Genomic DNA, 25,312 nt, shown 5'->3' with positions numbered 1-25,312 from the left:
AAAGCCCGCCGTTTGGCGGGCTTTAAAAGGGTTAGTTAAGCGGCGTTCCTGCCGGAATTTTGCTCGGCGTTAGCGCGGGCAAAGGGGTAGCGTTTACCGCGCGGGGCATATAGGCTTGGTCGGTTGCCGTTCCGCCGGAAACAAGCGCCTTGCGCACAGGGCGGTTTTGCTTTTGGCGGGCCTGCTTTTCGGCCTGTTCCCGCTGGGCTTGGGCGTCCTTCTCTTGTTTGGTTAGGCCCTTATTAACTTTTGAAAGGTTATTTGCGTAAGCGGTAAAGGCCTCTTCGCCGGATAGCGTATCTTTTAAATAGCCTTCGTCAAACACAAAATAAGTAGGCACAGGCGTTTTATGGTTTACGTCCGTGTATTCCAAGCGGTAAACGGGATAGGTTTTATTTGCCGCCTTGTCTAGTAAATTAGTGAGCGTGGCCTTGTTTTCATAAGTGCGCAAAAAATCCCGCTGGCTGACCCCTAAATTAACGCCGTATTTTGTATTGACGGCTAATACATCCGCCACGTTGGCCGCGCACACCACAAAGGTTTGCGGGTCTTGGGCATTAAACAGAAATTTGCGGTAGTCGCCGTCGTCGCTCCCGTAGCGGACATAAGTATAGCGCTTGCCGTTTTGGGCGCGGATGATTTTATCGGCGGACGAAACATTTTCCACTTGGTAGAGTACATAGGTTTTGTCTTTACCGCGGAAGAGTCGCGTTAATTGGCGGGCGTTTTTACTCCAAACGGAAACACCTGCTTGGGGGGAAGTGCTTTCCCCGTGCATTTCAATTACAATCTCATCCGGCTCTGGCGCGGTTTGGGCAAACGCGCCAAACACCACACAACTTAAAAAACCTGCAAGCAACCACTTGTTCATAGCGTGCTCCTAATCAAAAAGGCCTGTGCTTAAATAGCGTTCGCCGCTGTCGGGCAATAACGCAACGATATTTTTGCCCTTGTTTTCGGTGCGTTTAGCCAGTTCCAACGCGGCCCACAGCGCGGCCCCGCCGGATACGCCGGGCAAAAGGCCTTCCTTTTTCCCCAGTTCGCGGGCGGTTTGTTGGGCGTCTGCGGTTTTTACGGGGATAATCTCGTCAATAACGCTTCTGTCTAAATTTCCCGGCACAAAGTTGGCACCGATGCCTTGTATGCCGTGCGGACCCGCCTTACCTGCGGATAAGAGGGGGGACTCGGCGGGTTCTACGGCCACGATTTTAATGTGCGGGTTTTGCTTTTTTAAATAATGGCCCACCCCGCTAATTGTGCCGCCCGTGCCTACCCCGGCTACAAAAATATCCACTTGCCCGTTTAAGGCGTTCCAAATTTCGGGCCCGGTGGTTTCCTCGTGCGCGCGCGGATTGTTGGGGTTATCAAATTGGCCAGGCATAAAGGCTCCGGGTGTTTCCTTCACAATTTTTAAGGCGGCTTCTACGGCGCCTTTCATCCCATCCGCCTTGGGGGTAAGAACAATTTGCGCCCCTAATGCTTTTACCAGTTTCACGCGCTCTGCGCTCATACTTTCGGGCATAGTTAAAATCATTTTGTACCCGCGGGCCGCGGCCAAAAACGCAAGTGCAATCCCCGTGTTGCCGCTGGTGGGCTCTACTACTGTACCGCCGGGGGCCAGTTTGCCCTCGGCTTTTGCGGCGTTTAACATATACAGGGCCGCGCGGTCCTTTACGCTATACGGGTTAAACATTTCCAGTTTGGCCCAAATATGCGCAGGCGTGGTGTTAATGCGCGTCAGTTCTAATAAGGGCGTGTGCCCAATGGTTTGTTCCAAAAGAGTAAATTTTTTTTCGTTCATATTTTCCCCCAACAGGTACACTTTATTATAAGTGTTTGCGGGCCGCTTGTCAGTACCTTATTTTTAACTAATTATATAAAAGTGTTGCCATAGGAAAAATTTTTATATAATCTTGGGAAAGACATTAACCTTATTATATTGGGAGAAACTTGTGAAGAAAACATACTTTTTGCCCGTTGCCGTAATGGCTTTGGGCTTGGCAACCGTGTTTGTTTCCGGCTGCAAAAAATCCGCCGCCAGCGGGGCCGCCGCCCCGACCGTAGTCAATGCGGTAGAGGTGGTACAGCAGGATTTGCCTTGGGATATTGAATACCCGGCCCAAGTAGCGGGCTCGTTGGAAATTCAAATCCGCGCGCAGGTGGGGGGTATTTTAGAGGCCCGCTTGTATAATGAAGGGGAATATGTAAACGAGGGCAAACAACTTTTTCAAATTGACGACAAACAATATAAGGTAGCGTTGGAAAAAGCCCAGGGCGCCTTGGCCCAAGCCCAAGCCGAAGAACGCCGCACCCAGCGCACTTATGCGCGTATGAAGAAACTCCGCGCCGATAACGCCGTCAGCCAACAGGATTACGATAACGCCATTTCCGCCTATGATACCGCCAAGGCCAATGTACAGGTGGCGCAGGCGGGCGTGAACGATGCGCAAATCAATTTAGGTTACACCAAGGTTACCGCGCCGATTTCCGGCATTGCGGGTAAAGAAGCGCAATCCGTCGGCAGTTTGATTTCCGCCGCGGGCGAATCGGGCCTTTTGACGACGATGGTGCAAATTGACCCCTTGTATGTAAACTTTTCTATGCCCAGCCGCCAGTTTGAAAAATTGGCTGCCGGCTTTATGTCGGGCCAAATCGTGTTGGGCAGCGACGATAAACAACTGTTAAAACCCGAGGAATACCGCAAGTTGACCGCTTCTCAGGCTCCTGTGTATGTGGAAGCCGTTTTGCCCAACGGTACATTGTATTCCGAAAAGGGTAAAATCGTTTTCTTTGACAGTTCTGAAAACACCCAAACGTCCAGTTTGGCGATTAAGGCCGAATTTGCCAACCCCAAAAAGAGCCGTGCCTTAATGCCCGGCCAGTTTGTGCGTGTGCGCTTGGTGGGCGCTATCTATAAAAATGCTATTTTGATTCCGTCCTCCGCGGTGCTTAACAGCGCGCAAGGCAAAATTGCCTATGTAATTGACGGAAACAATATGATTGTGGCGCGCCCGATTCAGGCGGAAATGCAGGACGATATGTATATCGTCAGCGACGGTTTAAAGGCGGGCGAAAAGGTGGTGTCGGACGGGCTTATCCGCTTGCGCCCGGGGATGGAAGTTACCGCCAAAATGCAAACCTTTATGCCCAAAGCCGAAGAGACCGCGGCTCCGGCGGCGAACGAAGGCGATGTAGCCAAGTTGGAAGAAGCCATTGAATCTGCCGAATCGCCGGACGAACAGGCCTTGCCGCAAGATGCGGCCCAAGCCAAAGAAGTAGCGGCCGCGGATAACGCGCAGACGGGGAAATAATTATGTTCTCTAAATTCTTTATTAACCGTCCTATTTTTTCTACGGTTATTTCGCTGTTAATTTCCTTGGCGGGTATCGTGTCTATCACGATGTTGCCTATTGAGCAATACCCGGACTTAACGCCACCCACCGTGCAGGTGTCGGCCAGTTACCCGGGTGCCAGCCCGGAGGTAATTGCCAATACGGTGGCCGCTCCGCTGGAACAGCAGGTAAACGGGGTGGAGGATATGCTGTATATGAACTCCACTTCCTCCTCCAACGGGGATATGAAACTGACGGTGTCCTTTAAAGTCGGCACCGACCCGGACCAGGCGATGATTAACGTCAACAACCGCGTGCAGGGGGCTACGGCCACCTTGCCCGAAGACGTGCGCCGCTACGGTATTCAGGTCAATAAAAAATCCTCCGCTATTTTGCAGTTAATCGCGCTTTATTCCCCTAACGGTCGTTCCGATACTACGACGGTAGGGAACTACGCACTTTTAAACATTGTAGATGATTTAAAACGTATTGAAGGTGTGGGCGATGCGCAGGTAATGTCCGCCAACGACTATTCTATCCGCATTTGGATTAAGCCGGATGTGCTCTCCCAGCGCGGGTTGTCTGTGAGTGATGTGGCCTCGGCCATACAGGCGCAGAACGTCCAGCGCGCGGCGGGCAAAATCGGCCAGCCGCCGCTTCCGGTGGCGGTGGACCGCGCGTATTCCATTATTGCGCCCGGCCGCTTGACCGATCCCAAACAGTTTGAAGACATTATTTTACGCGCAAATAAAGACGGCACTTCCTTGCGCTTAAAAGATGTTGCCACCGTGGAACTCGGCAGCCAGACGTATGAGTTTAACGGTAACTATAACGGTAAACCCGCTGTGCCGATCGGGGTGTATCTCTCTCCGGGCGCCAACGCCGTATCTACCGCGCAGGCGGTTGAAAAACGTATGCAGGAATTGGCCGCCAACTTCCCGCCCGATTTGGATATGGAGTACAAAATCGCTTACGATACCACCTTGTTCGTAAAAGCGTCTATTAAAGAAGTAATCCATACCTTAATTGAAGCGATGATTTTGGTGTTCTTGGTCGTTTATCTGTTCTTAAAGGACTGGCGCGCCACATTAATTCCGTGCTTGGCTGTGCCGGTGTCTATTATCGGTGCGTTTGCCGGGATGAAACTTTTTGGCTTCTCTATTAATACGCTTACGCTCTTCGGCCTCGTACTCGCTATCGGTATGGTAGTGGACGACGCTATCGTGGTAATTGAAAACGTGGAACGTATTATGGACGAGGAAGACCTCCCCGTAAAAGAAGCCACCATTAAGGCTATGGACGAAGTGTCCGGCCCGGTGGTGGCGATTGTGCTGGTGCTGTGCTCCGTGTTCGTGCCCGTGGCGTTTATGGGCGGGCTGACGGGTGTGATGTACCAGCAGTTTGCTATTACGATTGCCGTGTCCGTGGTTATTTCCGGCTTGGTGGCGTTGACCTTAACGCCTGCGTTGTGCGCGCTGTTGCTGAAAAAGCAGGAAAAGCCGACCAGCGGATTTTTCTATAAATTTGACCAATTCTTTGGCAAATTGACCAAAAAATACGGTACTTGGGTATCTTACTTTATCCGCCGTCTGTCGGTTTCCGCGGTGGTGGTTGCACTCTTCTTCTTGGGCGCGTGGGCGATGTTTAAAATTGTACCCAGCAGTTTACTGCCCGATGAAGACCAAGGTATGATTATGGTGTCCACGCAGTTGGACCCGGCGTCCTCTTTGGCCAGCAGCGATAAAGTAGCCAAGGAACTGGAAAAATTAATTTTGGCCCAGCCCAGCGTATCCGATGAACTGACGTTTGCGGGCTTTGATATGTTAAGCAGTACAATGAAGAGCAGCGGTATTGCTTCGTTTATCAAATTAAAACCGTGGGAAGAACGTAAGACCAAGGCTCTGTCCTCTGCGGGCCTGGTGGGTGCGCTTTATATGCAGGCCAAGAACACGATTCCGGGCGCGGTAGTAATGCCCTTTAACCCGCCGCCCATTATGGGTATGAGCACCACGGGCGGTTTGGAAGGGTATATCCAAAACCGCGGCTCCGGCGACAGCCGGGACCTGGAAGCCCAAACCCAAAAGTTCATCGCCGCCGCGCAAAAACGGCCTGAACTTTCCAGCGTCAGCACCACCTTCTCCGCCGCCGTGCCGCAGTATTCTATGACGGTGGATGAAATCAAGGCGCAGGCAATGGGCGTACCGCTTTCGTCCTTGTATGCTACCTTGCAGGGAACTTTCGGTACGACGTATGTAAACGACTTTACCTATTCGGGCCGCAGTTTTAAAGTAATGATGCAGGCCGAAGGCTCGTACCGTGCCCGCCCCGAACAAATTGCGGGTGTGTATGTGCGCTCCAACTCGGGCGCAATGGTGCCGCTCTCGGCGCTTATTACGCTTACGCCCTCCTTGGGTGCGGATATGGTGGAACGCTTTAACGTGTTCCCGGCGGCCAAGGTAATGGCGAACCCGGCTTCGGGTTATAGTTCCGGCGACGCTATCCGCGCAATGGAAGAAACCGCCAAAGAGGTGTTGGATTCCAACTTTACGCTCGCTTGGACGGGTACCACCTACCAGGAAACCATTTCGGGCAGTTCCTCTGCCACGGCCCTTATGCTGGGGATGTTGGTGGTGTTCCTGATTTTGGCGGCCCAGTACGAAAAATGGAGCCTGCCGGTGGCCGTATTGATGGCGGTGCCGTTTGCTATCTTCGGCGCCTTGGCGGGTACTTGGGCGCGCGGTCTTTCCAACGATATTTACTTCCAAATTGCGTTGGTGGCCTTGGTCGGTTTGGCGGCTAAAAACGCTATTTTGATTGTAGAGTTTGCCGTAATGTTAAAGGACCAAGGTATGGAAACGGCCAAAGCCGCCGTGCAAGCGGCCGAACTGCGCTTCCGCCCGATTGTAATGACGTCCTTGGCGTTCATTTTAGGGTGCGTGCCGCTCGCTATCAGCACCGGTGCGGGTGCGGCCAGCCGCCACTCTATCGGTACGGCTGTGGTCTTTGGTATGTTAGCCGCTACGGCTATCGCGCCGATGTTCATCCCGTTGTTCTTCTGCCTGTTCTCGGGTTGGAAGAAAGAGCCGGAACAAATCGGTGTGGTGGTGGACCACGTGGAAGAAACGAAAAAGGAGAATTTATGAACTATAAACGCATAGGGGCGGCGTTGGCCTCGGCCTTGCTTTTGGCCGGGTGCTTAATGGGCCCCAACTATAAACAGCCGGACTTGGATTTGCCCACGGGCGAAGCGGCGGATAATTTCAGCATCTTCACCAATGCCAAATGGTGGGAAGTGTTTGAGGACGCCACATTAAACGAACTGGAAGATACCGCCTTGGCCTATAACAAGGACTTACAAGCGGCAGTAGCCCGCGTGGACGAAGCCCGCGCGGCAGTGGGTATCGCTACCGCGGACCAGTTGCCCAGTTTGTCGGCCGCCGGGCAATCCGGCCGCGCCGGGAACAAGTTGGGCTCCGGCGAATCCCAAAGCACGGCTAATGTGTCGGTATCCTTTGAATTGGATTTGTGGGGCAAATACCGCCGTTTGAGCGAAGCGGCCCGCGCCAAACTGTTGGCGAGCGAAGCTTCCCGCGATACGGTCCGCTTGACCTTAACCGCCGATGTAGCCAAAAACTACTTTGCCTTGCGCACCTTGGACGAGCAATTATTGATTGCCCAGCGCACCTTAAAGGCGCGCCAAGAAAACGTCCGCATTTACACCAGCCGTTATAAAAACGGTTATAGCACCGAAGTGGATTTGAAGCGCGTGGAAGCCAATATGGCTAACGTCCAGGCGCAGGAACAGCAGTTGCGCTTGAAAATTGCGCAGACGGAAACGGCGCTGTCCGTGCTGTTGGGTAAATCCCCGCGCGAAATGGTGGAAAACAATACGCCCCGCGGCAAGAATTTAGCGGATATTACGTTAATCCCCAATGTGCCGGAAGGCTTGCCCTCCGACTTGTTGGCCCGCCGCCCGGATGTACGCTCTGCCGAAGGAAATTTGATCGCCGCCAACGCCAATATCGGCGCGGCGCGCGCGTCTTATTTCCCCAGCATCCCGCTGACGGCCTCCGCCGGATATGCAAGCGGTGCGCTTAACAACTTGTTCACGGGTTCCGCCGGCGTGTGGGCTATCGGCGGGCAGGTGCTTGCGCCTATTTTTGAGGGTGGCAAAATCCGCGCCCAAAACAAACAGGCCGAAGCCGCTTACCGCGAAATGCTGGCCACCTACGAAAAAACGGTGCAGGGCGCGTTTAAAGAAGCGTTGGACGCCTTATCCGCCAACCGCATTAACCGCGATATCTTTGACTCGTACAAACAGCAAACCGAAGCAATGCGCCGCAGTTACGACCTGACGAAGAAACAGGAAGATGCGGGGCTTATCGGCGTAACCGATTTGCTTAACGTAGAGGAAAACCTGTTGTCGGCTGAAATGAATTTGGCCTCCGCCCGCAACGACGAATTGTCTGCGGTGGTCAATTTGTCCAAGGCCTTGGGCGGCGGTTGGAACGTAAAGGACGGTTTCGGCCCGTATGAAAATTTAGTCAAAAAACAACAGGCTGAACTGGCCAACCAAGCGCAAACCGAAAAATAAAATTTGCGCCGTTTGATTTAAAAAACTCCCCGTCGGTATTCCCGCCGGGGAGTTTTTTGCCCCAATTAACCTTAAAAACCACCCGTAAACTTACCAAAAAGGCGGCGCAAATTTGATAAACTATATGTATGAAGACCCCGGCGTTGTGCCCGTTAGACGGCCGCTATGGCGGCAGATTGGGCGCGCTCAGAAGTGTAATGAGCGAAGCCGCCTTCACTGCATCCCGCGTACGCGCGGAACTCAACTGGTTTACCGTTTTATCCCATTTAAAATTGCCGCGTTTTGCGGCCTTGTCCGCCCAAGAAACGGATTTGTTAAATAATTTGTTGCCCCTTTCGGAGCAGGATTTGGATGTTATCCGCGCCTTGGAGTTTGAAGGCTACGGAAAAATTCCCGCCACCAAACACGACGTGAAAGCGGTGGAATACTTTTTAAAATTGCGCTTAAAAAATACTCCGTTAAAGGACCGCTTGGAGTGGTTCCATTTTGCGCTCACCAGCGAGGATATCAACAGCGCGGCGTATGCAATGTTGCTTTCGGACGGAGTGGAAAAGGCACTTTTGCCTGCCTTGGAAAATTTGCAAAAGGATTTAGCCCGGTTGGCCCGCAAGGAAGCCCGCTCCGTGTTGCTCGCCCGTACGCACGGGCAGGCCGCCGTCCCCACCACCTTTGGTAAGGAAATCCGCGTGTTTGAGGCGCGTTTAAGCCGTCAATTACAGGAACTTAAAAAGCGCGAAATTTCATTAAAATTCGGCGGTGCCGTGGGCAATTACAATGCGCATTTGGCCGCGTTCCCCAAGGTAAATTGGACGGCCGCCGCGCGCCGCTTTGTAACGGCTTTAAACACAGGGCGCAAAATAAAACTGGTATTAAGTCCCATTTCTACACAGGTGGACAACCGCGATACATACGCGGAACTGTTTGATAACGTCCGTCGCATTAATACGGTTTTGCTTGGATTAAGCCAAGATATGTGGCGGTATATTTCCGCCGGGCTTGTGCGCCAAAAAACGGCGGCGGGCGAGGTGGGCTCGTCCACAATGCCGCAAAAGGTAAACCCGATTGATTTTGAAAACGCCGAGGGAAACTTGCAGGTGGCGGATGCACTGTTGGAACTTTTTTCGCGCAAGTTGCCCGTGTCCCGCTTGCAAAGGGACCTTTCCGATTCCACCGTCTTGCGCAATATGGCGGTAGCGTTTGGCTACGCGCTGACGGCGTATTTGTCCCTCACAAAGGGGCTTTCCAAAATTTCGTTTGACCGCCAGGCGGCACAGGCGGAACTTTCCGCCCACCCCGAAGTATTGGCGGAGGGCGTACAGACGATTTTACGCGCGGCGGGCTATCCAAACCCGTACGAAACATTGCGCGATTTTACGCGCGGGCGCAAAATGACGCCCGCGTTATGGCAAGAATTTATAGAAGGGTTGGCCGTTGACGGGCCGACCAAACAGCGGTTGCTGGCGCTTTCTCCGGATACTTATCTGGGGCGCGCCGTGCAACTGGCGGAGGGAAAATATGATTGATATTGTTTGCGGCGGCCAAGCCGGCGACGAAGGAAAAGGCAAGATTTCGGCGTATTTGTCTTATAAGGGCAATTACGATTATTGTGTGCGCGTGGGCGGCCCCAACGCGGGGCATACTGTGGTAAAGGACGGCAAATCCTACACGCTTAAAAATATTCCGTCCGGGTTTTTAAACCCCAAGACCAAACTCGTCTTGGGCGCAGGGGCGTACACCAAAACCGAGTGGCTTTTGGACGAGGTAAACTTTACCGGTACCAAGGACCGCCTGATTATTGACCCGTACGCCGTGCTGATTACGGACGAGCAAACCGCGGCTGAAAAAAGCGCGGCCCACTTTATGAAGCACATCGGCAGTGTGGGAACGGGGCTTGGACAAGCGGTGCGCGACCGCATTGAGCGCCGCAATATTAAATTTGCCAAGGACGAACCGTTGTTAAAGGAATTTATCCAAGACGTCCCCGAACTGTTAAACGGGTGCTTGGATAAGGGCGGTGAAATCTTACTGGAAGGCACGCAGGGCATTAAACTTTCCTTACTGCACGGGGAATATCCGTTTGTTACGTCGCGCGATACCACGGCCAGCACCTTTTTGGGCGAAGCCGGCCTCGGCCCCAAGAGCGTAAAGGACGTGTATGTAGTATTTAAACCCTACATTACCCGCGTCGGCCCGGGCCCGCTGGACCACGAAATGACCGACGAAAAAGAGTTGGAAGTTTATCACACCAAGGGGCACGAAATCGGTAGCGTCAGCAAACGCCTGCGCCGTATCGGTGCGTTTGAAAAACGCTCTGCTTCCCGTGCGATTATGATTAACAACTGCACCAAAATCGCCATTACGCATATTGATATGTTCCCCGGCAACGACCGCGTGAAAAAATACGAGGATTTCACGCCCGAAGCCAAGGCTTTTTTGGATAGTTTAAAGCAACTGTCCGCCGAGGTGTATCCGCACCCGGAAATTGCGCTTATTTCCACCGGGCCGGATATGGAAGATACCTTGGTTTTATAAGCGTATAAAAAATACTTTTGCCCCGCCTGGGATGTTTGCCGGGCGGGGTTTTTAATTATAAGTATTTACAGGGCGTTGCGGGCAAGTTATAATAAAGCAAGGGGGAAAAATGAAAGACATCATTTTTGATTTGGGCGGAGTGCTGATTGACTGGAACCCGCGCCACTTGTATAAAAAGATTTTTGCTTCCGCGGAAGAAATGGAGTGGTTTTTAACCACCGTTTGCCCGCCTGATTGGAACGCCAAGCAGGATGCCGGCCGGCCGTTTGCCGAGGGATTAGCCGAGGCCAAGGCCAAATACCCTAAATATGCGCCGCAAATTGATGCGTATTTTTTGCGCTGGGAAGAAATGCTGGGCGGTCCCATTAAAGGCACGGTGCAAATTTTGCGCGAATTAAAGGGGAAAAATTACCGCGTATTTGCGCTTTCAAACTGGTCGGCGGAGACGTTCCCCATTGCGCGCAAAAAGTTTGATTTTTTATCTCTCTTGGACGGAGTGGTTTTATCCGGTGAGGAAAAAATGAATAAGCCGGAGCCCGAAATTTACAGGCGGCTTTTGTCGCGCTACCAGTTGCGGGCGGATAACTGCGTATTTACGGATGATAATAAGGACAATGTGTCCGCCGCCAAGGATTTGGGAATTGATTCAATTCTTTTTACTAGCCCGGAGCAACTGCGGCTGGAATTAATAAAGCGCGCTATTTTATAAAAAACGCCCCGGGTAACTCCGGGGCGGTATATTTTATTCGGCCTTATTTACAATGGCTTCCATTAGTTTGTGGCGGCGGAATTTGCGCGTTTCCAAGATAATTCCGTTCGCCTTTATTTTTTCGTTTTTGGTGGGCTGGCGGCCGAGTTTTACGCCAATCCATTTTTCCATTGTCATATTGTCCGGCACGTCGGCGGGGATAGATAAATCAAGCCGCTCAAATACGTCTGCCATTTTTGCGCTGGCGCTTACCACCCACGCGTTGCCAAACGGTTTTATATAGGCGGGGAAGAAATCGTATTCGTCTTCAATTTCGCCCACCATTTCTTCAAAAATGTCTTCCAAGGTCAAAATCCCCGTGATTTTTTCGCCCTCGGTTACCAAGCACAAGTGCTGTTTGCTCTTCATCATTTTTTCCAGCGCGGCGGAAATAATGGTGTCGGCTTCCAAACGCAGTACGGGGCGGACAATGGAGCGCGCACTCGTCGGTGCGCCACCGGACATTTTGGTTGATAAGAAAATATCTTTAAAGTTTAAGTAGCCGATAATGCTTTGCGGGTCGTCGGGGCGTTCCTTTACCGGGAAGCGCGTGTGCATATCCAAATGCGCTTTAACAAAGGTGTCGGCGATAGAGTCGTTGGCGTCTAGCATATACACTTGGTTTAAAGGGACCTGAATTTCGCGAATTTTGCGGATGCAAAACATCGCGCTGGACAGCACGATTTTTTCTTCCGTCTTGCCAAACAAGCGCGAAGAAGAGGCAATCGCCGCCGCCGTGCGCAAGTCCGCCATTGCGGCCTTTTGGGCTTCCTTGGGGTCAAGCGCTTTGGTAAAGGTTTTTTTAGTAAAAAAGCGCACGATGGCTTCCATAATATGCACAATGGGGGAAAGCAGCGTGTAAAGCACGCGCATTACCGGGGAGCATTTTAACACTACAAATTCTTTGTTTTTAATAGCAAAGGTTTTGGGGGTCAGTTCACCGAAAATAATGGTAATGAAACTAAGCGGCACTACCACAAACGCTACCGCCAGTGCATCGGCCAGCCGTTTGGGCAGGTCAAACCAATCTTGCAAAAAGGGGGAAAACATTTCATCCGCCCCGGCCCCGCCCGTAGCGGCGGCCACCGCGCCTACCAGCGTAATGCCGATTTGCACCACGGCCAAACTGCCCTCCATATGGTCCTTCATAAACAGGGCTTGTTCCGCGCCGGAGCGCTTTTCCTGCGCTAAAATGGAAAGTTTCGTGCGCGAAACGGACGCCAAGGCCATTTCGTAAGCGGCCAGCAAGGCGTTTAAAATAAGCATTAAAATAATAATAAGTATCGTCATATTTCATATATAGTGTAGCAAAAAAGCGAGACCGCAAAGGCAACTACCCCTCTTGCCGCCTTGACAATTTGCCCCGCAGGGTTTATTCTTATTAACAGGGGGTTCTAGATGAAGAAGACATTTTTAGTTTCGGGGATGACCTGCTCCGCTTGCCAAGCGCACGTGGAAAAGGCCGTCTCTCGCGTGCCCGGGGTTCACTCGGCGGTTGTGAATTTATTGCAAAATACCTTGTATGTGGATTACGACGAAAATAAATTAGGCCCGGCGGAAATTGTATCCGCCGTCCGCCAAGCGGGGTATGATGTTCCTAGCGAAAAAAAGGCGGATTCCACGCCGCAGGCCTTGGCGCAGGAACAGGCCTCCGCTTTAAAGGCGCGCTTTTGGCTTTCGCTCTTGTTTTTAGCGCCTCTAATGTATGTTTCTATGGGGCATATGGCGGGCGGTCTCCTGCCGGATGTTATTACGCATAATCCGGGTATTTTTGTTTTGGTGCAATTTTTACTGGTGCTGCCGGTGCTGTTTTTAAACCGCAAGTTTTTTACGCGCGGGCTAAAACAACTCTTTTTAGGCGCGCCCAATATGGATAGTTTAGTGGCGCTCGGTTCCGGCGCGGCAGTTATCAGCGGGGTGTGGACGCTTTTTAAGGTGTTGTATTTAATGCAACCCGGTGATTGGACCGCCGCCTTTGATGCATCAGGTAATTTGTATTTTGAATCCGCCGCAATGATTTTAACCTTGGTTACTTTGGGCAAATGGTTAGAAGCACGGGCCAAGGTCAAAACGTCCGATGCTATTTCCGCCTTGGTGCGGCTGTTACCCGGCCAAGCAACGGTGCTTCGCCGCGGGAAAGAGGTACAAATCCCCGTAGAGGGCATTATCCCGGGGGATATATTGGTGGTTCGCACGGGCGAGCGCATTGGCGCAGACGGCGAAATTACCCAAGGCGGTGGTGCAGTAGATGAATCCGCCCTGACGGGCGAGAGCGTGCCGCAAGATAAAATTACGGGGCAAACCGTTTCCGCCGGAACGCTTTTAACAAGTGGCTATTTGCAGGTGCGCGTACTCCGCACGGGCAAGGATACCACGCTTTCGCAAATTATTACCTTGGTGGAAGCGGCTTCGGGCAGTAAGGCCCCTATTTCGCGCTTGGCCGACCGCGTGAGCGCGGTGTTTGTTCCTGCCGTATTGGGGATAGCCTTGCTTACCTTTGGCGTGTGGCTGTTTACGGGGGCGGGCGTGTCATTTGCGTTGTCTGCGGCGATTTCGGTACTGGTTATTTCCTGCCCGTGTGCGCTGGGGCTTGCTACGCCTACGGCTATTATGGTGGGTACGGGCACGGCGGCGCGCAACGGAATTTTAGTCAAAAGCGCGGCTGTGTTGGAGCGCGCGCATAAAGTTACTACGGTGGTGTTGGATAAAACGGGTACGGTTACCACGGGGCAAATGCAGGTGGCCGGGGTAGAGCCCGGCGCGGGCGTTAGCGAGGTGGATTTAATCGGCCAAGCCGCCACGCTGGAACAATATTCCCAGCACCCGTTTGCGCGGGCGTTGGTGGAATATGCCCAACAGAAAAAAAATTCGCTTTCGCAAGGCGAGGAGTTTACCTTGGAGCCGGGGTGTGGCGTATCGGCCCGGGTGTCCGGCGAAATTCTGCGCGGGGGAAATTTAAAGTGGCTCAACGCTTGCGGCATACAAGTACCTAACGGGGATGAACTTTCCGCCGCGGTTGCACAGGGGGGAAAAACGCCAATCTTTTTTGCGCGCGGGCAGCAGTATTTGGGGGCGGTGTTGTATGCGGACACTCTAAAACCCACGGCGGCGGAAACGGTGGCGCAGTTAAAGCAAAAGGGGCTTAAAGTTGTGCTTTTAACGGGCGATAACGAACTAACCGCGCGCGAAGTGGCCCGCCAAACAGGCATTGAAACCGTTATTGCGGGCGTAATGCCGCAGGACAAGGAGTCCGTCATCCGCCATTTGCAGGAAGCGGGCGAAGTCGTCGCAATGGTTGGCGACGGCGTAAATGACGCCCCGGCCTTGGTGCGGGCGGATGTGGGTATTTCGTTTGGCACGGGGACGGATGTGGCGGTGGAGTCAGCCGATATGGTACTATTAAAGGGTAACCTCACGGGCGTGGCTACTGCCTTGGAATTAAGCCGGGCGGTCATCAAAAACATAAAGGGAAACCTGTTTTGGGCGTTCTTTTATAACGTGTTGGGGATTCCGCTGGCGGCGGGTGTGTTATATGGGCCACTGGGGTGGAAATTGAACCCGATGGTAGCCGCGGCGGCGATGAGTTTCAGTTCGGTGTGTGTGGTGTCAAACGCGCTGAGACTGCGCTTTTTTAAACCGACAGGTGTGAAAACTAAACAAACGAAAGGGGACAACCGTATGCGTAAAACATTAATTATTGAAGGGATGGTTTGCGGCCATTGTGCCGCGCGCGTAGAACGCGCCTTAAACGCGCTTCCGGGTGTGGAAGCACGCGTAAACTTGGGCAAAAAAATGGCGGTGGTGGAATCGGCTACCGCGCTGGACGAAGAAGCCCTCAAAAAAGTAGTGCAAGATGCCGGGTACGAAGTGGTTTCTATCCAATAAACGCTTGCTAATAACATTAAGGGCCGGGTGGCTGTAAGCACCCGGCCTTTATAATTGATAAAATAAAACTAGATACCCCACAAGGAGACTTACTCTATGAGCCATTTTGGTTTTGTAAAAGTAGCGGCGGGTGTGCCGCTTGTAAAAGTAGCCGATACAGCCTATAACGCCGCGCAACTGGAACATTTAATTAACGAAGCCGCCCAGCAGGGCGTGCGCGTGCTGGCGTTGCCCGAATTATGCGTAACGGGATATACTTGTGGGGATTTGTTTTTAAAGCCGCTCTTGGCGCAGGCCGCCGAGCGGGTGCTGGGGGCGCTTTTGCGCCGCACGGAAGGGCTTGATATTATTTTTATGGTGGGGATGCCCGTCCAAGCGGATAACCTTTTATTAAATGCGGCGGTGGTGTGCTACCGCGGCGAAATTTTGGGCGTAGTGCCGAAAACTTATTTGCCCAATTATAAAGAGTTTTACGAGCAACGCTGGTTCACTTCTGCCTTGGAGTGGGGCGGAAACGAAGTAACCCTGTGCGGGATGCCTGTGCCGGCGGGAACCGATTTATTGTTTGAATCGGGCGGGATGAAATTCGGCGTAGAAATTTGCGAAGATTTATGGTCCGTAATTCCGCCCTCTTCCCGCTTGGCCTTGCAGGGTGCGGACGTGATTTTTAACTTATCCGCCAGCAACGCTTTAACGGGCAAACACGCCTACGCACGCGAACTGGTCGGCCAGCAATCGGCCCGTTGTTTGTGCGGGTATGTGTATGCTTCGTGCGGGTTTGGAGAGTCCACTACCGATGTTGTGTTTGGCTCTAATGCCCTTATTTACGAAAACGGCACCCCGCTTGCGTTTTCGGAACGCTTTTCCACCGAGGCGCAACTGGTATCCGCCGAAATTGACGTGGAGCGTTTACGTGCCGAGCGGTTGCTAAACACCACCTTCCGCACGGACAGCGCCTACGAAACGGCAGACCCTTATGAACTTATTGAATCGGGCCAACCCGTGTTGCCTATTACGCATTTGGAGCGGTTTGTGTCGCCTACGCCCTTTGTACCGCGCGGCAGTCGCTTGGACGAAAACTGCCAGGAAATTTTTAATATCCAAGTAATGGGGTTAGCAACGCGCATTAAAAACGCACACGCCCAAACGGCGGTACTCGGCATTTCCGGCGGGTTGGATTCCACCTTGGCCTTGCTGGTATGTGCCAAAACCTTTGATAAACTCGGCCTGCCCCGCACGGGAATTATCGGCGTAACAATGCCGGGCTTCGGCACAACGGACAGAACGTACCAGAACGCGCTTACACTGATGAAGAGTTTAGGCATTACCCAAAGAGAGGTAAGCATTAAAAAAGCGTGCGAACAGCACTTTGCCGATATCGGCCACGACGCTAAGGTAAAGGACGTTACGTACGAAAATACCCAGGCGCGCGAACGTACCCAAATTTTAATGGATATTGCGAACCAAACGGGCGGTATGGTAATCGGTACGGGGGATTTGTCCGAACTGGCGCTCGGGTGGGCCACGTATAACGGCGACCATATGTCTATGTATGGGGTCAATGCGGGCGTGCCCAAAACCTTGGTGCGCTCGCTGGTGGTATGGGCCGCCCAGCACGAAACGGACAAACAGACGCAGGCCGTTTTGCAGGATATTGCGGCAACACCGATTAGCCCCGAACTGTTACCTGCCGACGAGCAGGGGAAAATTGCGCAGAAAACGGAAGATTTGGTGGGCCCGTACGAGTTGCACGATTTCTTTTTGTTCTATTTCCTGCGCTATGGGTTTTCGCCCGCCAAAATTTACTTTTTGGCCCGCCAAGCCTTTGCCAAAAAGTTTGATTCGGCAATCATAAAGAAATGGCTGAAAATCTTCTTCCGCCGCTTCTTTGCCCAGCAGTTTAAACGCTCCTGCCTGCCCGACGGCCCCAAAGTGGGGTCGGTAGCCTTATCCCCGCGCGGAGATTGGCGTATGCCTAGCGACGCGAGCGCGGATGTGTGGCTAGCCGAAGTGGAAAACCTGCGCTAATGCCTTTTGATATACACAAAAAAGCCCCGGGATTTTTACCCCGGGGCTTTTTGCTAATCGTTTAAGAAACTCTTACCAAATTTAAGGGACGGCAATTTAAAGTAGTCCGCTATCGTTTGGCCGATGTCGGCGTAAGTGTCGCGCCCGCCGAGGAATGCCGGTTTTACATTGGGCCCGAACATAATCACCGGGACGTGTTCGCGCGTGTGGTCGGTGCCCTTGTAGGTGGGGTCGCACCCGTGGTCGGCGGTGATAAAGGCGATGTCGCCTTCCTTCATTTGCGCGGCCAGTTCGGGCAGGCGTTTATCAAAATATTCCAAGCCGCCCGCGTATCCGGCTACATCGCGGCGGTGGCCCCAAGTCATATCAAAATCCACAAAGTTGGTAAACGTCAGGCTGAAATCGGGCGCGTTTTTGGCTTCTTCCAAGGTTACGTTCCAAAGTTCCTCCAAGCCCGCGGCCTTTACCGCGCGGGTAATGCCTTGCTTGGCGAAAATATCCGAAATTTTGCCTACGGAAATCACCGCGCCGCCCGCGTTTTTGATTTCGTCCAATACCGTCGTCATCGGCGGTTTGACGGAATAGTCGTGGCGGTTTTTGGTGCGTTTAAATTCGCCCTTCTTTTCGCCCTCAAACGGGCGGGCAATCACGCGCGCAATGTTGTACGGCGCCACGTGTTTAAAGGCAATTTCGCACAGTTTGTATAAGCGGTCCAAGCCGAAGTGCTTTTCGTGCGCGGCGATTTGGAACACGCTGTCTGCGGATGTATAGCAAATGGGTTTGCCCGTTTTGATATGTTCTTCGCCCAGTTCGTCAATAATCACCGTACCGCTGGCGGCCTTATCGCCCAAAATACCGGGCAAGCCCGCTTCGTCGCAAATCTTTTTGATAAGTTCAGCCGGGAAAGACGGATAATCCGGCTTGAAATAGCCCCACTCAAACTGCACGGGCGAACCTGCCATTTCCCAATGGCCGGACGAGGTGTCCTTGCCGTGGCTGATTTCCCGCATAAAACCGTACTTGGAGGGTAAATCAACTTTTGCCCCGTCCTGCGCGCCTGCTTGCGGTGCGTGGCCCGTGGAGGCTTCGGCCGCTTTTAACAAGCCGAGTTTTGCCAAATTGGGTACTTTTAACCCGCCTTGCGCGGCGGCAATGTGGCCTAATGTATCGGCGCCGCTGTCGCCGAATTTGGCGGCGTCTTCCGCTCCGCCGATGCCAAAAGAGTCCATCATCAAAATAATTGCACGTCCTTTTTGAGCCATAAAATATACCTCCAAGACTTTTCTTTTATTATACCCAAAAAAGGCCGAGCCGTCTAACCCTCTTTTGGGCGCAGAAGACGGCGCAAAATGATATAGTATATAGGAAAGAAAGGGGGAGTATATGAAACAAGCCTATATCAATATGCGGAATTTTTGGTTGGACGTAAAAAATTTGGAAAACCGTAAGGGCGTGATTGAAATCGGCCCGGATGAAATTTCCGTCGCCGGGATTGAAATGGCGTTTTTGGACGGAGCGGAAACCAAACATTTGTTCTTGGCGACCAATTCGCTGGGCGACAGCAGTTTGTATTTTGAAAACAACAGCAAAAGCGGTTTGGGCGGCGTAATCGGCGGGCACGGGCACGAAGCCCTGCAAGAAGCCGCTGCGCGGATGTTGGCCCACGCCAGCAAATTAACGGGTAAAATGACGGCCTTGCCCGTAGGGAGCGAAATGCCCGCGCCGTCTTCGCCCGCTATGGTGCGGTTATTTGCGGTGTCTAAAAAGAAACTTTTTCATATTGAAATTGCGGAAGCGGAACTGCGCAAGCCGGAAAATGATTTTTATCCGTTCTTTGCTTATTCCCAGCAAACCTTGGGGTTCTTCCGCCAACAGGAAACGGCCGCTTCGGCCAAAGAGGCCCACTCGTAAACGAATTTCTTCCGCAAAAAAGCCGCCCTGTTACAGGGCGGCTTTTTACGTTTAAAAGGCCCAACCTTTATAAGTGGAAATTTTGTCTATTTTTTCCGACTTTTTTAACGGAAAAAATGCCGGCAGGTTAGCCGCTATTTATTGAGCCGTTTTTCAAAGTCGGCAACTGTCAGGGGTTTGGCGAATAAATAGCCTTGCGCCAGGTTACAGCCGATGGCTTGCAAAAAGTCCGCCTGTTCGCGGGTTTCCACACCTTCGGCCACAATTTTAATATCCAAGGTTTTAATCATTGCCACCGCCCCTTCAATCACTTTTTGGGCGTGCGGGTTGTGTTCAAAACCGCGCAAAAATTCCTTATCCAGTTTGATACTGTCAAACTGCAACTCTTTCAGCACGTTTAAGGATGAATACCCGGAACCGAAGTCATCCATTGCCACGGAAAAGCCGTTACCGTGCAGTTGGCGGATGATGTTTTGCGCGTGGTCCAAATTGTTAAAAATCACGCTCTCCGTCAGTTCCACCTCTATCAGTTCGTGCGGCACGCCGTACTTGTTCACCAAGCGCAGCATTTGGGGAATATAGCGGGAGTCGTTTAGGTGCAAACGGGAAAAATTGACGGCTATCGGCACCTGTTTAAGGCCCTTAATCTTCCACGCCGCCAGCAAGCGGGCCACTTCTTCCAAGATAAACATATCCAGGCGCAATATAAAACCGTTTTTCTCAAAAATCGGGATAAAATCATCCGGACGGACAATTTTTCCGCCCGCGCCCGTCCAGCGGACCAAGGCTTCCGCCCCGCGTATTTCCCCGGTGGCAAAATCGCACTTGGGCTGTAAATAAACGGCAAAATCCCCGTGGTTAAGGGCCGCTTCCATCGTGTTTTCAATCTGCTTTTCCGCCACAATGCGGTTGCGGTCGGCTTCGTCGTAAAATTCGCACTTGTCAAAGGACATTTTTTTGGCCTTTTCCAACGCCAAATGAGCGCGGTCCAACATAATATAAAAGGGGATGTCCTCCTTGATTTCATACACGCCAAACGCAATATCAATCATCAGGCAAGAATCTTCCACCGTGCAATCGCGGCGCAACTGCGTATTGAGCGTATTTAGCCGCGCCAAAAAGGAACGGCGGTCCGTGTATTTTAACAGCAGGATAAAATTGTCGGCTGACAGACGGCAGAAGCACTCTTCGGGCGATACATTTTCGCGCAGGACCTGTGCAATACGCTGCAACACTTGGTTGCCGCGTTCATAACCGTGCAAATCGTTAATGACCTTAAATTTATTAATGTCAAAAATGACTAACGCCGCTTGCCCGTGCAATTCAGCCAGTTTTTGCGGGAACACTTCGCACATACGGTTAAAGTTGTCAGCACCCGTCAAATTATCTACAAACGCCGTGGCAAACAACTGGCGGTTGCTGTACGCGCGCATATGCAAAATATAAAAGATAAGGGAAAAGAAAATCGCAAATACGGACGCAAACAAAAGAAGCGACAACACCGCCAAATGCTGGGCGCGTTCCTCTACAAACTGCGTAGGCAAGGAGGATACCATATACCACCCGTTACGCTCCAAGGGGATGAAATACAAAAACCGCGTACTGCCGTCCAACGGAGCGCTCACCAGCGCGCTTTTCCCGTTTTGCACCGCTCGGCGCAAATCCGCAGGCAGGGCGGAATTATCCGCCGCGGCGGTTTTATCTAATTGGGTAAAAATATTGCTGAACCCTACTTTACGCGGAGAGAGCACCAAGTTGCCGTCGCGCTCCACAATCATAGACGAACCCTTGTCCCCCATAGCAGATAAAGTAAGAAGGGGCTGATAGCGGCTGGGATTTTGCAAGGCAAACAAGGTTCCCAGCGGACGGCCGTTTTTATAAAGGGCAACGGACTGCACCAATACATCCGCGCCGTCCAGCGGATCCGCCTGGCGGACGGAGAGATATTTGCCCTGCTCCAAGGTGCGCGCGGAAATATCCGCCACAAAGGCGGCAGTAAAGTTGCGCGGAGAGGACAAATAAAGTTTTTTATCCGGGGTAATCACGCCCAGGAGTTTAAAATAGTTATGGTTGGTTTGGCGTTTTAAAAAATCGGTCAAGTGAGAAGAATCTGCCCACGGGTAAGCATCCTGTACCGTCAGGGCCAAGGACTCTAACACCTGCTCATCCGTTTGGATTACGCGGTCAAAGTCGCTCGCGGCTTCTTTACCGGCGGCGGCTACATTTAGTTTCACGTCCGAGGCCAAAATTTCGCTTACTTGCTGCCAATAAAACACCACGCCCGCCGCTATCACTCCGGCGGCGGCCAAAAACAGCAAAATAAAAAACCGAAACGAAATCTTTTTAATATGTCCTCCCGCGGGCCAAAACCCGCATAATTTATTATATCAATTCTACGGAATTTTACCGGGATAAATCTGCGCGTTTTTTAGGCTAAAAAATACTATAATCTCTGTATGAAAATAGCGTTAATCGTTCCCGCCTATAACGAACAAGAAGCCCTGCCCGTTTTTTGGCAGGCCGTAGAACCCGTTTTGCAAAAGGAAAACGGCTTTCAATTTGAATATATTTTTGTAAATGACGGCAGTAAAGACGGCACCCTTGCCTATTTAAAAAATTTGGCCGACCGCAACAAGCGCGTAAAGGTAATATCCCTTTCGCGCAATTTTGGCAAAGAGGCCGCGCTGACCGCCGGGCTGGCCGAAGCCGCCCAAGCGGATGCGGCTATTGTAATGGATGCGGACTTGCAGGATCCGCCGGAACTTATCCCCGCGTTTTTAGAAAAATTTAAGGAGGGATATGAAGTAGTCTATGGCACACGCCAGAACCGTCAAACGGACTCTTGGTTAAAGCGTATGAGCGCGAAGGTTTTTTATAAGTTCTACAATTTTATTTCCACCCGCCCAATGCCCGAAAACGCCGGGGACTGCCGTCTCATCAGCCAGCGCGTTTTGCAGGCGTTGCTCACCTTGCCTGAGCGGGAGCGCTTTATGAAGGGGCTCTTTAACTGGGTGGGCTTTAAGGCGGCTTCTGTTCCTTTCGTGCGCCAAGCGCGCCAGGCCGGGCAAACCAAGTGGAACTATTGGCGGCTGTGGAATTTTGCCTTGGAAGGCTTAACGGCTTCCACCACGCTCCCTTTGCGGCTGTGGACGTATTTCGGCTTTTCGGTTTCGCTCTTCGCGTTTTTATACGCGCTGTGGGTGGCCGCCAAAAAGATCTTCTTTGGCAACCCCGTTAGCGGGTATTCCTCTTTAATGGTGGCGATTTTGTTTTTCAGCGGTGTGCAACTTATTTCCCTGGGGGTCATCGGCGAATATTTAGGCCGTACATTTATGGAAGTAAAGCAACGCCCGCTGTATATAATAGACGAAAAAATAAATTGCCAATAAAATTTTTCCTGCTGAATTGTGCAAGATATCATTAAATGCCCTGGGTTTTAGTGCCCGGGGCATTTTACATAAACTATCTCCCATTTCAGGCTATTATTCCCTAACATAAGAGGTTTGTTGACAAAGTATTTATACGCTTGTATAATTTATACGGATGTATAACCAGGAAAAGCCTATGGTCTCTACTACAAATACAGAAACACGCTTAATTCAGGCGGGAATTACTCTTGCTAAAAAACACGGGCTCAATTTTACCGTGCGGCAGTTGTGTGCCAAAAGCAAGGTAAATTTGGGCCTTTTCCACTATTATTTTAAGAATAAAGATAATTTTGATAAAGAGATGTTGCGCGCTCTGTATAACCAAATGATAGAGCATCTTACCCTAAAACTTTCAGGCGAAGCCTCCCCGCGGGAAAACATAGCGCAGATTCTGCTTGGCCTGCATAATTTTGTTGGGAAAAATAGGATGTTTTTGTCTTCTATTATGGGCAATGTTTTATCCGGGAATGGTAAGTTGTTTCATTTTCTCTCTTTAAATTTCACCCAGCATATTGCCCTTATTTCCCGCGAATTAAAACGGGCCAAATTGCCGGAAAAAATACATAACCAGTCCCTGCCTGCTCTTTTGTCTATGATTGTTTTGCCTGTTGTTATGCCCCAGATATTGATGGGCCTTTTAGAGCGGGTAGGAACAACAAATTTACCGTTTGATGTTTCTCTGCTCACTCAAACCGTAGATAATAAGCAACAATTTTGCGTGCGCATTAATTTACTATTAGATAGTATTTTTGGAGAATAGATGAAAAGATTAATAGGTTTATTGTTGGTGTTGGTTAGCCCCTATTTGTACGGGTTGGATGTTTCGTCTCTTTCCTTGGCGGATTGCGAACAGGACGCCTTAACATCTTCGGCCCATTTGCAGAATTTACAAGCGCAGGTCCGTGCGGCACGCGCCCAACAGAAAGGCGCATCGGCTTCGCTTTATTCGTCCGTATCGCTGGATGCCAAAGGGTCTTGGGTTTCGGATGTTCCATCCCTTACCTTGGGAAACAGCAACCTGCAATTTGGCGATAATTGGGGTTATTCTGTCGGTCCGACGGCTAGTTATGTGCTGTTTGATAACGGGGGACGCAGTTCGCTTAGCAAGAGCGCATCAAAAATGGCCTCCGCACAAGAGCAAGCATACGAATTTGCGCGGAAACAAATTCTCTTGCAGGTACGCCAAGCGTATTTTGCCGTGCAACAACAATTACAGCATTTGGTGCTATTAAACGGGCAGTTGGAAGTGGTGCAAAAACAACTGGCTGATGTGCAATCCGCGTACCAGGCGGGAGCCAAAAGCAAATTGGATATTACCATAGCCCAAAAGCAAGTGCTAAAAACACAAGCGGCGATGAGTGCGGCCCGCAGTAATTTGGCGGGCGATTTGCGCACTCTATTTGAATTGACGGGCACGGACTATGGCATTAACCCCACTTATCCAACAGATAAACGTTTAATAAAAGCCAACTATCCCGGTAATACCTCCGCGGTACTGGCAACCGATTCCTTGGATAGCACGCTGGGACAATTTTTACCATATAGCCAAAGCGAGTTTGACGAAAATTCCCCCAAATTAGCCGCCTTAGACGAAATGTCCCAATATTACGCCTATTTGGCAGAGAGTTATAAAGCCTCGCTTTATCCGCGCCTTTCTTTGCAGGGCGGTGCTTATTTTGAATACCCCAACGGAGCCATACGCGAACACGTGTTTTTGGGGCGTGCGGGTGCGGCTGTTTCTATCCCGTTGTTTGAGGGCGGGAAAAACCGCCAACAGGCCCGGGCGCAACAGGAAATGGCGCACGCTAAAAGGTATGAAAAACAGGATGCCAAGGAAACACTAACTGCCTTGTTTTTATCAGCCAAAGACCGTTTGTACGGCTTGCAAATTCAGGAAGAGTTGCTCCAAGATATGATTAAGCAAACCAGCGAAGCCGCCCGCTTGACCTATCAGGCTTATAAAGCCGGTGCGGTTACTTTTTTTGAAGTAGATAGAGCCAATTTGGATTTGTTGGACAGCCAACTCTCACTCGCGGATGTGCAGGTAGAAGAGTTAAACCAATTGGCTATTTTACATAGTTTAAGCAAGGAAACCTTATGAAAAAAAGAATTATTATAGCAGCAGCCGTACTTTTGTTTTTAGTAACCGTCGCTTTGGTGTTTTTCCGCACGGGGGCCTTTTCTTACAGCGGCGTGGCCGAAGCCGTGGCCGTGGATATCTCTTCCCGCTTAAACGATACGATTGCCGAAATTTTGGTAGAAGAGGGCGACCCGGTTCAAGCGGGGGAAGTGGTGGCGCGCTTAACGTGTGATACCGCCAATTTGCAAAAGGAAATTACCCAAACCGAATTTAGGCGTGCGGCGCAACTTTTAAAAACGACGGCCGGTTCCCAAGAAAATTATGACCTTAAAAAGCACCAATACGACCAAGCCGCCCTGCAACAAAGTTGGTGCACCTTAACCAGCCCGCTGACCGGGCAGGTACTTTATAAATATTACGAGCCGAACGAATTTATCGGCGCGGGTAAAAAAATGCTGACGGTAGCCAACTTAAAGGAATTGGACGTATGGGTGTATGTTCCTTATGCGGAACTGGCCAATTTGTCTATCGGCCAAGCGGTAAAGGGCTATTTGCCGGAAGCAGACAAAGTATTTAAGGGGCGGATTTTGGCCATTAATAACCAATCGGAATTTACACCTAAAAATGTGCAAACGCGCGAAGAACGCACCCGGCTGGTGTATGGCGTAAAAACGCGCTTTGAAAACGATGAAAACTTAACCATTAAACCGGGTATGACCTTGGAAACGGAGTTTGTAAAATAAAATGTCTATTTCGGTCCGGGCGGAACATATC

Annotated in this window: 18 protein-coding genes; 13 read left to right on the top strand and 5 right to left on the bottom strand. The window is 51.3% G+C overall.

The features are described 5' to 3' along the window. Nucleotides 1–31: 31 nt before the first annotated feature. Both ACR0QV_RS03290 and cysK read right to left on the bottom strand, forming a co-directional pair. On the bottom strand, nt 32–871 hold the full coding sequence (locus ACR0QV_RS03290; RefSeq protein WP_432634563.1) for a hypothetical protein: 840 nt from the start codon (nt 869–871) through the stop codon (nt 32–34). Between the two features lie 9 nt (nt 872–880). After that, a complete protein-coding gene (gene cysK, locus ACR0QV_RS03285) occupies nt 881–1,801 on the bottom strand; it encodes a cysteine synthase A (protein ID WP_432634561.1) in 921 nt (306 codons plus the stop codon). A gap of 151 nt (nt 1,802–1,952) precedes the next feature. Between cysK and ACR0QV_RS03280 the strand changes: the two genes are divergently transcribed. The 6 genes from ACR0QV_RS03280 (at nt 1,953) to ACR0QV_RS03255 (ending at nt 11,167) form a co-directional block, all read left to right on the top strand. Continuing rightward, nucleotides 1,953–3,311, top strand: coding sequence for an efflux RND transporter periplasmic adaptor subunit (locus ACR0QV_RS03280; RefSeq protein ID WP_432634559.1), 1,359 nt, complete (start codon nt 1,953–1,955; stop codon nt 3,309–3,311). A gap of 2 nt (nt 3,312–3,313) precedes the next feature. Continuing rightward, on the top strand, nt 3,314–6,475 hold the full coding sequence (locus tag ACR0QV_RS03275) for an efflux RND transporter permease subunit (protein WP_432634557.1): 3,162 nt from the start codon (nt 3,314–3,316) through the stop codon (nt 6,473–6,475). Continuing rightward, nucleotides 6,472–7,926, top strand: coding sequence for an efflux transporter outer membrane subunit (locus tag ACR0QV_RS03270; protein ID WP_432634555.1), 1,455 nt, complete (start codon nt 6,472–6,474; stop codon nt 7,924–7,926). Before ACR0QV_RS03275 ends, ACR0QV_RS03270 begins: the two co-directional genes overlap by 4 nt. Nucleotides 7,927–8,054: 128 nt before the next feature. Beyond that, on the top strand, nt 8,055–9,449 hold the full coding sequence (gene purB / locus ACR0QV_RS03265) for an adenylosuccinate lyase (RefSeq protein WP_432634553.1): 1,395 nt from the start codon (nt 8,055–8,057) through the stop codon (nt 9,447–9,449). Continuing rightward, the gene (locus ACR0QV_RS03260; RefSeq protein WP_432634551.1) at nt 9,442–10,458 is read left to right on the top strand and encodes an adenylosuccinate synthetase; all 1,017 of its coding nucleotides are present in this window, start codon (nt 9,442–9,444) and stop codon (nt 10,456–10,458) included. Before purB ends, ACR0QV_RS03260 begins: the two co-directional genes overlap by 8 nt. A gap of 109 nt (nt 10,459–10,567) precedes the next feature. Continuing rightward, nucleotides 10,568–11,167 carry an HAD family hydrolase gene (locus ACR0QV_RS03255; protein WP_432634549.1) on the top strand — a complete coding sequence of 200 codons (600 nt, stop codon included), beginning with the start codon at nt 10,568–10,570 and terminating at the stop codon, nt 11,165–11,167. Nucleotides 11,168–11,200: 33 nt separating this feature from the next. Here the strand turns inward: ACR0QV_RS03255 and ACR0QV_RS03250 are convergent, their stop codons facing one another. Beyond that, nucleotides 11,201–12,496, bottom strand: coding sequence for a hemolysin family protein (locus ACR0QV_RS03250; protein WP_432634547.1), 1,296 nt, complete (start codon nt 12,494–12,496; stop codon nt 11,201–11,203). Between the two features lie 108 nt (nt 12,497–12,604). Here ACR0QV_RS03250 and ACR0QV_RS03245 point away from each other — a divergent pair, with 108 nt between their 5' ends. After that, nucleotides 12,605–15,091 carry a heavy metal translocating P-type ATPase gene (locus ACR0QV_RS03245; RefSeq protein WP_432634545.1) on the top strand — a complete coding sequence of 829 codons (2,487 nt, stop codon included), beginning with the start codon at nt 12,605–12,607 and terminating at the stop codon, nt 15,089–15,091. Nucleotides 15,092–15,187: 96 nt separating this feature from the next. Then, the gene (locus tag ACR0QV_RS03240) at nt 15,188–17,119 is read left to right on the top strand and encodes an NAD(+) synthase (protein ID WP_432634543.1); all 1,932 of its coding nucleotides are present in this window, start codon (nt 15,188–15,190) and stop codon (nt 17,117–17,119) included. Nucleotides 17,120–17,172: 53 nt separating this feature from the next. Here the strand turns inward: ACR0QV_RS03240 and ACR0QV_RS03235 are convergent, their stop codons facing one another. Beyond that, nucleotides 17,173–18,381 carry a phosphopentomutase gene (locus tag ACR0QV_RS03235; protein WP_432634541.1) on the bottom strand — a complete coding sequence of 403 codons (1,209 nt, stop codon included), beginning with the start codon at nt 18,379–18,381 and terminating at the stop codon, nt 17,173–17,175. 121 nt (nt 18,382–18,502) lie between these two features. Between ACR0QV_RS03235 and ACR0QV_RS03230 the strand changes: the two genes are divergently transcribed. Continuing rightward, complete coding sequence (locus tag ACR0QV_RS03230) at nt 18,503–19,030, top strand: hypothetical protein (protein ID WP_428053142.1); 528 nt, start codon at nt 18,503–18,505, stop codon at nt 19,028–19,030. Nucleotides 19,031–19,164: 134 nt separating this feature from the next. Here ACR0QV_RS03230 and ACR0QV_RS03225 read toward each other — a convergent pair whose 3' ends face one another. After that, the gene (locus ACR0QV_RS03225; RefSeq protein ID WP_432634539.1) at nt 19,165–21,339 is read right to left on the bottom strand and encodes a putative bifunctional diguanylate cyclase/phosphodiesterase; all 2,175 of its coding nucleotides are present in this window, start codon (nt 21,337–21,339) and stop codon (nt 19,165–19,167) included. A gap of 147 nt (nt 21,340–21,486) precedes the next feature. Here ACR0QV_RS03225 and ACR0QV_RS03220 point away from each other — a divergent pair, with 147 nt between their 5' ends. From ACR0QV_RS03220 to ACR0QV_RS03205, 4 genes are all read left to right on the top strand, one after another. Continuing rightward, nucleotides 21,487–22,419 (top strand): glycosyltransferase family 2 protein, encoded by a 933-nt coding sequence (locus ACR0QV_RS03220; RefSeq protein ID WP_432634537.1) that lies wholly within the window; start codon nt 21,487–21,489, stop codon nt 22,417–22,419. Nucleotides 22,420–22,573: 154 nt separating this feature from the next. Further along, nucleotides 22,574–23,218 (top strand): TetR/AcrR family transcriptional regulator, encoded by a 645-nt coding sequence (locus ACR0QV_RS03215; protein WP_432634535.1) that lies wholly within the window; start codon nt 22,574–22,576, stop codon nt 23,216–23,218. Continuing rightward, on the top strand, nt 23,219–24,559 hold the full coding sequence (locus tag ACR0QV_RS03210; protein ID WP_432634533.1) for a TolC family protein: 1,341 nt from the start codon (nt 23,219–23,221) through the stop codon (nt 24,557–24,559). Beyond that, on the top strand, nt 24,556–25,281 hold the full coding sequence (locus ACR0QV_RS03205) for an HlyD family secretion protein (protein WP_432634531.1): 726 nt from the start codon (nt 24,556–24,558) through the stop codon (nt 25,279–25,281). Before ACR0QV_RS03210 ends, ACR0QV_RS03205 begins: the two co-directional genes overlap by 4 nt. The last annotated feature ends 31 nt before the right edge of the window (nt 25,282–25,312 follow it).

The sequence above is a fragment of the Candidatus Avelusimicrobium sp. genome, assembly GCF_050873505.1.
GTDB lineage: Bacteria > Elusimicrobiota > Elusimicrobia > Elusimicrobiales > Elusimicrobiaceae > Avelusimicrobium.
Note: the sequence above shows the minus strand (reverse complement) of the source record. Positions and strands in the feature narration are given on the sequence as shown.